The organism is Vibrio sp. Vb0937, from assembly GCF_033338855.1.
The window spans coordinates 1-10,261 of the sequence record NZ_JAWOTK010000007.1; the positions used below are offsets into that span (position 1 = coordinate 1).

The 10,261-nt window shown below is 46.2% G+C and carries 8 protein-coding genes; 7 read left to right on the forward strand and 1 reads right to left on the reverse strand.

Going from position 1 to position 10,261, the window contains the following annotated elements:
- The 3 genes from R7P67_RS11805 to R7P67_RS11815 all read left to right on the forward strand — a co-directional run.
- A partial coding sequence (locus R7P67_RS11805) for an elongation factor P hydroxylase (protein WP_318085969.1) occupies window positions 1-201 on the forward strand: 201 nt, incomplete at its 5' end.
- A 25-nt stretch (window positions 202-226) separates the two neighbouring features.
- Complete coding sequence (locus tag R7P67_RS11810; RefSeq protein WP_005380548.1) at window positions 227-490, forward strand: YfcL family protein; 264 nt, start codon at window positions 227-229, stop codon at window positions 488-490.
- Between the two features lie 146 nt (window positions 491-636).
- Window positions 637-1,161, forward strand: a complete 525-nt coding sequence (locus tag R7P67_RS11815; RefSeq protein ID WP_005380552.1) for an NADPH-dependent FMN reductase — start codon at window positions 637-639, stop codon at window positions 1,159-1,161.
- A gap of 76 nt (window positions 1,162-1,237) precedes the next feature.
- Here R7P67_RS11815 and mnmC read toward each other — a convergent pair whose 3' ends face one another.
- Window positions 1,238-3,256 (reverse strand): bifunctional tRNA (5-methylaminomethyl-2-thiouridine)(34)-methyltransferase MnmD/FAD-dependent 5-carboxymethylaminomethyl-2-thiouridine(34) oxidoreductase MnmC, encoded by a 2,019-nt coding sequence (gene mnmC / locus R7P67_RS11820; protein WP_262653330.1) that lies wholly within the window; start codon window positions 3,254-3,256, stop codon window positions 1,238-1,240.
- A gap of 128 nt (window positions 3,257-3,384) precedes the next feature.
- Between mnmC and fabB the strand changes: the two genes are divergently transcribed.
- From fabB to R7P67_RS11840, 4 genes are all read left to right on the forward strand, one after another.
- Window positions 3,385-4,596 (forward strand): beta-ketoacyl-ACP synthase I, encoded by a 1,212-nt coding sequence (gene fabB, locus R7P67_RS11825; RefSeq protein ID WP_213874822.1) that lies wholly within the window; start codon window positions 3,385-3,387, stop codon window positions 4,594-4,596.
- A 340-nt stretch (window positions 4,597-4,936) separates the two neighbouring features.
- Window positions 4,937-6,070, forward strand: coding sequence for a 4-phosphoerythronate dehydrogenase (locus tag R7P67_RS11830; protein ID WP_017635930.1), 1,134 nt, complete (start codon window positions 4,937-4,939; stop codon window positions 6,068-6,070).
- Window positions 6,067-7,080 carry an aspartate-semialdehyde dehydrogenase gene (locus tag R7P67_RS11835; RefSeq protein WP_017635929.1) on the forward strand — a complete coding sequence of 338 codons (1,014 nt, stop codon included), beginning with the start codon at window positions 6,067-6,069 and terminating at the stop codon, window positions 7,078-7,080. The genes R7P67_RS11830 and R7P67_RS11835 overlap by 4 nt, the downstream gene beginning before the upstream one ends.
- Window positions 7,081-7,277: 197 nt before the next feature.
- A partial coding sequence (locus R7P67_RS11840; protein WP_318085970.1) for a FimV/HubP family polar landmark protein occupies window positions 7,278-10,261 on the forward strand: 2,984 nt, incomplete at its 3' end.

A 10,261-nucleotide genomic window follows, 5' to 3' on the forward strand; every position in this document is an offset into this window, starting at 1 on the left:
GGCTTCCCTTTTACGGTGAGTTGTGACAATCTACACGGCGATTTTGAACCAGATAGGCTCGGCTTTATGCAAAAAGTACATAAAGAAGTGCTGGGTATTTTGGACGTAGGCTTGCCTTTGCGAGTGAAAATGCTTTCTGATGCCCTGCGCGCATTTTATCAAACTAAGCCACTGGAAGCGTCGGACTTTTGCGTTAAATAACCATTAATAACCTCAGAGATACACCATGATTATTGAATTTGAAGAAAAACTACTGGAACTGATTGATGCTCGAATTGAAACAGCATCTGACGATGAATTGTTTGCTGGTGGTTATTTACGTGGTCACATCTCTTTATCCGCGGCGTCTTGTGAAGAAGAAGGGATTAGCGATATTACTGAGCTGAAGTCACGCATTGAGAGCAGCTTAGAAGATGCGCGTACCGAGTTAAGCCCGGCCGATCGCGTGATTGTCAGTGATTTGTGGCAAGAGCTCCAGGCTCAGGCTTAGTCCCTAAGCAGCGTTCTCCCTTTATTTAATCCTAGTCATTTACTACTTCGAAAAATTCGAACCTCTCCATAAAATTTTTGTGGTTGTAGCGAAACTGTTCAACTTTTATTCTGATCAGCATAAAACGTGAACAAAGGATTACAACCATGAAAATTGTCGCATTTGGTGCATCTACCAGCTCTACCTCAATCAACAAACTACTTGCTACATACGCAGCAAATCAAGTCGAAGGCGCTCAAGTGAATGTTCTAGACTTAAACGATTATCAAGCGCCAATGTTTAGCGAGGACAAAGAGAAAGAAATAGGTCAAGCTGAAGGGGCTGTCGCGTTTTTACGTGACTTGGCGGAGGCTGACGCTCTCGTTGTTTCCTTCGCAGAGCATAACGGTTCGTACCCAGCGGCCTATAAAAACTTGTTCGATTGGGCGACGCGCATTGAGCGTAATGTATTTCAAAACAAACCTGTCGTTTATTTAGCAACTTCCCCTGGTCCCGGTGGTGCACAAAGTGTTCTTGCGGCGGCGACAGGTTCTGCTCAATTTTTTGGCGCGGATGTAAAGGCATCGTTATCTGTGCCGAGCTTCTACGAAAATTTTGACGTGGAATCGGGTAAGGTTGTAAACCCAGAAGTGGCAGAGCAAGTGAAACAGGCAGTTGCACTGCTGAAGTAATCTCAGTACGAGCGACTTAATGAGTTAGCGATTCCCGACACGTGTCTGTGTCGGGAATTAAAACGAGAGAATACTCTTACAGCTCGGTAATGGCTTTGCCTTTTCTTAGTTTACGAACCCACATTCGACTTGGGTGAAGTTCGGTCAATACATCAACCGGTAATGGCAGCGGGTCCCCACAGATCTGGGAGGCCAACACTTCAGCTAATAATGGTGCAGAGCTCAGTCCACGAGATCCTAAACCTAAGAAGCAGAATAGGTTAGGGTACTGATGAATGGTTTCTACCTCTTCTGCTTTTTGATTTTGTAAGTTGGCGTATTGCGTTTTGATCGTCCCAAAGTCACCCACATTCCCGACAAATGGTAAGTGATCTCGGCTAACACAACGAATACCTTGGCGAGATTGATTACCAGTGATATCTACCTCTTTTGCCCATGTTTGATTCGGTACACATTTCACTAGCTTTTCCGCATTATCTTTTTGGGCGTTTTCATCAAATTCGTAGTCAAGGTGACTACGGTCGTAGCTTGCACCGATACACAAGTGTTGATTACTTGGGTTAACAGGTGTCATGTAACCGTCGTAACACAACACCGTTTTCAGCTGACTCAGCGTTTCGGTTGCTGGCGCATGACTGACTTGTCCTTTCACCTGCCCCATTGGGAGGGAAGCGGTTTGACTCAATGTCTGGAACTCATGGCCGTTCGCAATCACAACCGTTGAGTGCTCAAATGTTTGACCACTCGCCGTTAGTAGCCAGAGCAGACGCTTTTCATCCCAATCTAATGCCTCAACATGATGTTCAAACTTTGTTGAGAGTAACGACGTCTGCTCCAATTGTTTAATTAACCCACGAGTTAACTCGGCAGGGCACAGCCACCCTCCCATTGGGTAGTGCACAGATGCCATATCAATAGGTAACCCGATAGTGTTCGCAGTCTCCTCGGCGGACAGCTTGTGAATGAGCTCTGGTGTGAAGTTACCCGCAAGTATTTTCTCCAGTTTGTCTGTGGATTTGTCATCCCACATCAACTGAGTCACGCCACACCAGTCATGATCAAAATCGATCTCTTGTGCTGCTTGTTCAACAAACTGACGTGCGAACAAAAATGCAGGAGCAAACACTCGTGAAACACCCGTGTGCGGGCCATTAAGCAGTGGATAAACGGCTCCTTGTCGATTGCCTGAAGCTCCTTTGGCTAGTTGTTTGTCTTTACAGTAAAGGGTGACGTTTTGGCCACGACGAACTAACGTTTTCGCTAACGCCGCGCTAGCTATACCACCACCAATGATGGCAATCGAATCAAGATTGCTAGATGCTGAGCGATTGAACCAAGGGAGATGGTTCGACTGCTTTTCACGTTGCTCCATAGAGCCGGCGATCATTTCTCGTTTAGTGCCGAAACCTTTCACCTTTTTCATTGTAAAGCCAGCTTCGTTCAAACCACGACGTACAAAGCCTGCTGCGGTAAACGTGGCAACTGTACAATCTTGCTTGGCTAGCTTTGCCATGTTGTTGAACAGGCCTTGGTTCCACATCTCTGGGTTTTTGCTTGGCGCGAATCCATCTAAGAACCAAGCATCAATCAAACCTTGTTCGTTGTATGGGACTTGCGGCATGCAGTCTTTAATGTCACCAAACCAAAGGTCGAGTGTGATTGCACCGTCTTCTAAAACAATGCGATGACACTCCGGCACAGCGGCAGGATAGTGCTTTTGTAACTTTTCCGCGTACTCAGCTAGCTCAGGCCAAGCTTCATGCGCCTTCTTTAAATCGGCTTTGCTTAATGGGTATTTTTCAAAGCTAATAAAATGCAGCTCTTTCAATGTTGCGTCCGGATGCTGACGACGAAACTCACTAAACCACTGGCATACTGCTAAGAAGTTTAATCCCGTGCCAAATCCTGTTTCACCAATGACAAAACGTCTTTGGTCAAATTCCTGCCATCTTTCTGGGAGATGATTTTGTTTTAAGAAAACGTAGCGTGTCTCTTCAAGACCGTTTACGTTAGAGAAGTAAACATCATCAAATTGGTCTGAAACCGGAGTACCAGCTTCGTTCCAACCAAGTTCTGCGTTTTTTATTGAAGTCATAATGGTGCAAATTTGTGATTTGGCGCGGTAAGAATGGGGCGATTGTACGAATTTATGGGAAAGCTGACCACTTTTGTTGACTATCTTAGTTATCATCTAGCGGATTTTTGAATTATAGGAATGTCATAATGAAACGAGTCGTAATCACCGGTATGGGTATTGTTTCAAGTATCGGTAACAACGTCGAAGAAGTTCTAGCGTCTCTTAAAGCGGGCAAATCTGGCATCACTGCATCTGAGCAGTTCAAAGAACACGGTCTTCGTTCGCAAGTATGGGGTGACCTAAAAATCAACCCGGCGGAACACATCGACCGTAAGCAGATGCGCTTTATGGGTGATGCGGCTGCTTATGCATACCTATCAATGGAGCAGGCAATCGCAGACGCTGGTCTTACAGAAGAGCAGGTTTCAAACGATCGTACCGGTATCGTTGCAGGTTCTGGCGGTGCTTCTGCATACAATCAAACGGTAGCGACAGACACGATGCGCGCCAAAGGCGTAAAGCGAGTTGGTCCTTACATGGTTCCTCGTACTATGTCTTCTACTGTTTCTGCTTGTCTTGCTACGCCATTTAAGATTCGTGGCGTGAACTACTCAATGAGCTCTGCATGTGCAACATCTGCACACTGTATCGGCCATGCTATGGAGCTTATTCAACTAGGCAAACAAGATATTGTTTTTGCTGGTGGCGGCGAAGAGCTAGATTGGTCTCAAACTATGATGTTTGATGCGATGGGCGCACTGTCAACCAAATACAATGACACGCCAGACAAAGCATCTCGTACATACGATGCAGACCGTGACGGTTTTGTTATCTCGGGCGGCGGCGGCATGCTGGTTATTGAAGAACTAGAGCACGCACTGGCACGTGGTGCGAAAATCTACGGTGAAATCGTAGGTTACGGTGCGACATCAGATGGCTACGACATGGTAGCGCCATCAGGTGAAGGCGCAATTCGTTGTATGAAGATGGCGATGCAAGACGTTGATGGTGTGGATTACATCAACACGCACGGTACATCGACACCAGTTGGTGATGTGAAAGAGCTTGGTGCTATCCAACAATTGTTTGGTGAGAACAGCCCTGCAATCTCTGCAACAAAAGCAATGACTGGCCACGCACTCGGCGCAGCGGGCGTGCACGAAGCAATTTACTCAACACTTATGCTAGACAAAAACTTCATTGCTCCAAGCATCAATATTTCAAACTTGGACGAAGCAGCACAAGGTCTGGACATCGTGACAGAAGTTCGTGATGCAGAGCTAACGACCGTAATGTCAAACAGCTTTGGCTTTGGCGGCACAAACGCAACTTTGGTTATTAAAAAGTACCAAGGTTAACTGAATTTGTTGGCGCCTTGCGAGAGTACTGTAAACGCCAACAATCCAGTTTCCAGAGCTTGATCAGTCACACTGATCGAACAGACGCAGACTCTATCCCATGGAGAGCGGGATAGGATCCTTTTGTTCTGGAACTTTGCCCGGCTATTTAGCCGGGCTTTTTCTTTTCTCTGTTTCTGCTTTTCTCTAGGCTTCCCGTCAATCGATTCTATAGGAGTTACCTCCTTGAGGTTTATTGGTGTTATATCTTGAGATTTTTCGGGAAAAGGGCACAATCGCTTTAGTTTCGCATCTTGCGAATAAACGAACTCTTACAAATGGATGTTAGAACGCTGGCGCTATGAAAATTATTGTTGATGAAAATATGCCGTATGCTGAAGAACTATTCAGCCAACTCGGTAACGTAATTCTAAAACCAGGTCGTACACTGACCGCCGATGATTTAGTGGATGTTGATGCCCTAATGATTCGCTCAGTCACCAAAGTGAATGCTGACCTGATCAGCAAAGCAAACAAGCTGAAGTTTGTTGGTACGGCCACGGCAGGCATGGATCATGTTGACCAAGCACTTTTAAAAGAGAAAGGTATTTTCTTCACTGCGGCGCCAGGGTGTAACAAAGTGGGTGTGGCGGAATACGCGTTCAGCGTGATGATGGTGCTCGCTCAGCAACAAGGTTTCTCGGTATTTGACAAGACAGTAGGTATTATTGGTGCAGGCCAAGTAGGTAGCTACCTAGAGAAATGTTTGAAAGGCATGGGTATGAAAGTTCTCATCAATGACCCATTCAAACAAGAGGCTGGTGATCCTCGTAGCTTTACTCCGTTGACAGAACTGATTGAAAGCTCAGACATCATTACACTACATACGCCAATCACCAAAGATGGCCCATACCCAACGCATCATTTGATTGATGAGAAGGTATTAAATGGTCTCCGCAGCGATCAAATTTTGATTAACGCGGCTCGAGGTCCCATCGTTGACAACGCTGCTTTGAAGCAACGTCTTTTGAAAAACGATGGCTTTACAGCGGCACTTGACGTATTTGAATTTGAACCAGAGGTTGATATGGGGCTTCTGCCTCTGCTAGCATTCGCAACCCCTCACGTTGCAGGCTATGGTCTGGAAGGGAAAGCTCGCGGTACGACGATGATTTTCAACAGCTATTGTGAGTTCTTAAATAACGAATTACGTGCGCATGCCAGCGATTTACTGCCAACCGCGCCTGTTCCTACTATGGTATTGGACAGAGCTTGGGACGAAGCAACACTGCATAACATCACGCAGTTAATCTATGATGTGCGTAGAGATGACGCCCTTTTCCGCCGTGAAATCAGTAAGCCAGGTGCTTTTGACCTGATGCGTAAAAACTACTGGGATCGCCGTGAATACAGCGCTGTCACGCTAGTGGGTAACAAAACATGTAACCTTGCTCCATTAGCAGAACTAGGTTTTCAGATTGAGGTAAGTCAATGAGCCAGCAATATAATGTTGCCATTTTAGGTGCGACCGGTGCGGTCGGTGAAACAATTTTGGATGTGCTTCAAGAGCGCAAATTCCCAGTAGGCGAAATCTTCCTACTCGCGAGTGAGCGCAGCGAAGGCAAGACTTACCGCTTCAATGGTAAAACGGTACGCGTTCAAAACGTAGAAGAGTTCGATTGGTCTCAAGCGCATATCGCACTGTTTTCTGCTGGTGGTGAGCTATCAGCCAAGTGGGCTCCAATTGCCGCTGATGAAGGCGTGATTGTTATCGACAATACATCACACTTCCGTTACGAGTACGACATTCCTCTTGTTGTGCCAGAAGTAAACCCAGAAGCGATTGCAGAGTTTCGTAACCGTAACATCATCGCGAACCCGAACTGTTCAACCATCCAAATGCTGGTGGCACTAAAACCAATTCACGATGCGGTGGGCATTGAGCGTATTAACGTATCAACTTACCAATCGGTATCTGGTGCAGGAAAAGCGGGTATTGATGAGCTAGCAGGTCAAACGGCGAAGCTGCTAAACGGTCTGCCTGCAGACAAGAAGCAATTCTCTCAACAGATCGCGTTTAACTGTATTCCACAAATCGATCAGATGATGGAAAACGGCTACACCAAAGAAGAAATGAAAATGGTGTGGGAAACACAGAAGATCTTTAACGATCCATCAATCGCAGTCAATCCAACGTGTGTACGTGTTCCTGTATTCTACGGTCATGCAGAAGCACTTCACATTGAGACTCGTTCACCTATCGATGCACAAGAAGTTGTTAACTTGCTTGAGCAAACAGACGGTATCGAAGTGTTCCACGGTGAAGACTTCCCTACACAAGTTCGCGATGCGGGCGGTAAAGACCATGTAATGGTTGGCCGTATCCGTAACGATATCAGCCATCATAGCGGCGTAAACCTGTGGGTTGTTGCTGATAACGTGCGTAAAGGCGCGGCAACTAACGCGGTGCAAATCGCAGAAGTTCTGATCCGCGATTACTACTAAGTCGTTTACAATTCATTTCAAAGCCTCGCACAGTGCGAGGCTTTTTTGTACGAACGAAACAAAATAGTGTGAGATTAGTACGAATATGGCGAGAGCCACACATTTTTTATTCTCAACGCTATAGTTTTGCATGCGATATCCGATATATTTAACCGATCACCATTTCAAATTGTATTTAGCACAAAACTGAGCCTTCTATGCGTCAAAATTATAAGCGTTTGTTAGCAGCCCTTGTGTTGATGAGCGCGACTCAGACATCATCAGTGGTTCAAGCCGAAGGAATTCGTCTTGTTGGACCGTCTGGTGAAGTGCAATCATCTCCGAGCTATGCTGAAGATATTGAGCGAGCATTACCTGCTCCTCCTGCGAATACTCAACCGTCACGTTTCTTTGGTCCGACTGGTGAAAATCAAACACTATGGTCGATCGCTTCAGAATTACGACCTTCACGCGGTGTTACCGTTCAACAAACGCTTCTTGCCATTTACCGAATTAACCCTCAAGCGTTTGAGAACCAAAACATTCATGAATTGATCCCAGGTAGTCGGCTACGAGTACCTTCTCTAGAGCAAGTGCAAAGCGCGACCACAGCGCAAGCTGTTGCGATTATGAAGGCGCATGAAGCTAAGTTAAAACAGCCGAAGCCGACAAATAGAGCGACGCCAGCACAACGAGTCACCGAGCAACCAAAGCCACAAATTAAAGTAGAACCCAAGCCTGCGGCTAAGCCAGAGACAGTGGCAGCAACGGAGCCAAAACCAACTCCGAAAACAATACCCGTCATCCCTGCGCCACCAGTAACCACCTCTCCGCAGGGTGAAAAGCAGGTCAGTGCGCTGAAGGACAAACTTCAAGGCTCACAAAGTGAATTAGAGTCATTAGAAGAGAAGAACCATCGTCTTCGATTGATGCTGTCAGAAGTGCAAAGCGAAGTCGAAACTTTGAAAAGCGAGCTGAATGACGAAGAACGCATTCGCTCAGAAGTCGAGAAACTGCTTGCAGAAGAGCGCCAGCGCCTTGCTGAACAACAACGCATGCAACCAAGCACCATGGACAAAATTTTGTCTAATGGTTGGCTTGTTGGTCTTGCGGCATTAATTCCTGGTGCTTTGATTGCGTTGCTAGTTGTTATGCTTCTTGGTCGACGCTCTAAAGCGAAAGAGGAAGAAGCGGCTGCACAGGAACAGCAAAACGTTGATCCTCTTGCGGCGCCAATCGGTTTAGCGGCGGCGGATGAGCTTGATGAAGAGCTCACGCTTGATGATGAATTGTTTGCAGATGAAGATATCAACACACAGTCTTTACAAGAAGAGAAGTCAGATTTAGAAGAAGACGTCTTTGCTAACCTCGACGATGAAGAACTTGATTTCAATCTGGAAGGGGACGATGACCCATTTGCAGATATTGGCGATGACGGTGACCTAGATGTTGGTCTGGATGAGTTTGAGTCATCGAACAATGGTATCCAAGTCAACGGCGAAGAAAAAGCGCTTGGTTTAGAAGAAATGGAGCGAGCCTTAGATGAGGTTGCTCCAGAACTAGAAGTGCTCGATGACGATGAGTCTGGCTTCGATCTTTCGGATGATGTGAATGAGAAATCAGACTCGCTTTCAGACGACGCATTTGCCGAGTTACTTGCAGCCGATGAGCCGTCAGAAGAGTTACCAAGTGACACTGTCGACCAGGATATGCTTGATGACTTGTTTGCTGAACTTGGCAACGATGACTTCGATTTAGATACTGATGAGCCTGAGTTAAAACAGCCCGTTTCGGATGATGACTTTAGTGTAGGAGAGGCATCTGACGACGATATCGATAAGCTATTGGCCCAGTATGAACAACCGGCTAGTGAATCGGAAGTTCGAGAAGCTGACGCCAATGAAGGTCCTGTTCTAGATGAAAACAGTACAGAGCTACTCGATGAACTCATTGATTTTGATGAAGATGACACAGACGAGTTTGATCCACTAAACGAGCTAGAAGCAATCTCTGGTTTTGAAGGTGATGACTCGATCGAAGAGTTAGACGCAGATAGCACAGACTTACTGGATGAACTCATTGATGATGTTACCTCTGAACTTGATGAAGAGACTGAAGCTGATTTAGATCCGTTTGATGATCTGATTCGAGAGGACGAGAGCCCAGAGCTGAATAAATCGGAAGAGGAAGAGTTACTGAAATCACTTGGTTTTGGTGAGCCAGACGCCGACGAAAAGCCATCTTCCGTAGTTGAGTCAGAACAAACTCATGAAGATCAGGACATTGAGTCTGGGTTGGACATCGACGCTTTATTAAGTGAAAGCCAACCAGACACGCAACAAGCTGCAAAAGAGCAACCATTAACCGAGCCAGAGGCTGCTTCAGAGCCATTTAGCAGCGATGAATTTCTTGGTGATTTAGAGGACCTCTCACCAGAGAATGATCCTTTAATGAGCGAGCTAGACGACCTATTTGAGTCAGACAGTGAAGAACTTCTGCCAACAGAACAAGAAAAAGCGGATTTTTCTGCTGAACTTGACGCTCTATTTGATAGTGAAGACGATTTACCGCAGCAAGTTGAAAAAACACAAACGGAGATAGAGGAAGCTTCATCACTACAACAAGAGGCTACCGATACTGATTCAACACAAGAACCATCCGTGGAGTCCGGTGCTGAGGTACAGCCTCACGTTGAGCAAGAGGAAGACATTCCAGCCTTCACGCCGACACCAAATACAATAGAGAATGAATTCGGTGTTCCACAAGAAGAAGATTGGCTACTGGATGAGCCTGAATTGGAGCCGGAAACTGAGTCGACCAACGATTCAGAAGAAGAATTCAATTTTGATGAGCTAGATCTTCCAGAATTCAGCGAAGAAGATGCTCTAGCATCTATGGCTGGCGAACCTGTGTTAGAAACGTCCGAGTCCGTTGAGTCAGAACAAGTTGAAGCAGGCTTGCCAGCTGAGTCCGAAGAAGAGTTCAATTTTGACGAGCTGGATCTTCCTGAGTTTAGTGAAGAAGACGCATTGGCGTCCATGGCTGGCGAACCTGCGTTAGAAACGTCCGAGTCCGTTGAGCCAGAACAGGTTGAAGCAGACTTGCCAGCTGAATCAGAAGATGAATTCAATTTTGATGAGCTCGATTTGCCAGAGTTCAGTGAAGAAGATGCACTGGCGTCTATGGCTGGCGAACCTGCGTT

What these genes read in the sequence shown, in the direction of transcription:
- mnmC (WP_262653330.1), bottom strand. Translation starts at nt 3,256, where the DNA reads ATGACTTCAATAAAAAACGCAGAACTTGGTTGGAACGAAGCTGGTACT.
- fabB (WP_213874822.1), top strand. Translation starts at nt 3,385, where the DNA reads ATGAAACGAGTCGTAATCACCGGTATGGGTATTGTTTCAAGTATCGGT.
- R7P67_RS11810 (WP_005380548.1), top strand. Translation starts at nt 227, where the DNA reads ATGATTATTGAATTTGAAGAAAAACTACTGGAACTGATTGATGCTCGA.
- R7P67_RS11835 (WP_017635929.1), top strand. Translation starts at nt 6,067, where the DNA reads ATGAGCCAGCAATATAATGTTGCCATTTTAGGTGCGACCGGTGCGGTC.
- R7P67_RS11830 (WP_017635930.1), top strand. Translation starts at nt 4,937, where the DNA reads ATGAAAATTATTGTTGATGAAAATATGCCGTATGCTGAAGAACTATTC.
- R7P67_RS11815 (WP_005380552.1), top strand. Translation starts at nt 637, where the DNA reads ATGAAAATTGTCGCATTTGGTGCATCTACCAGCTCTACCTCAATCAAC.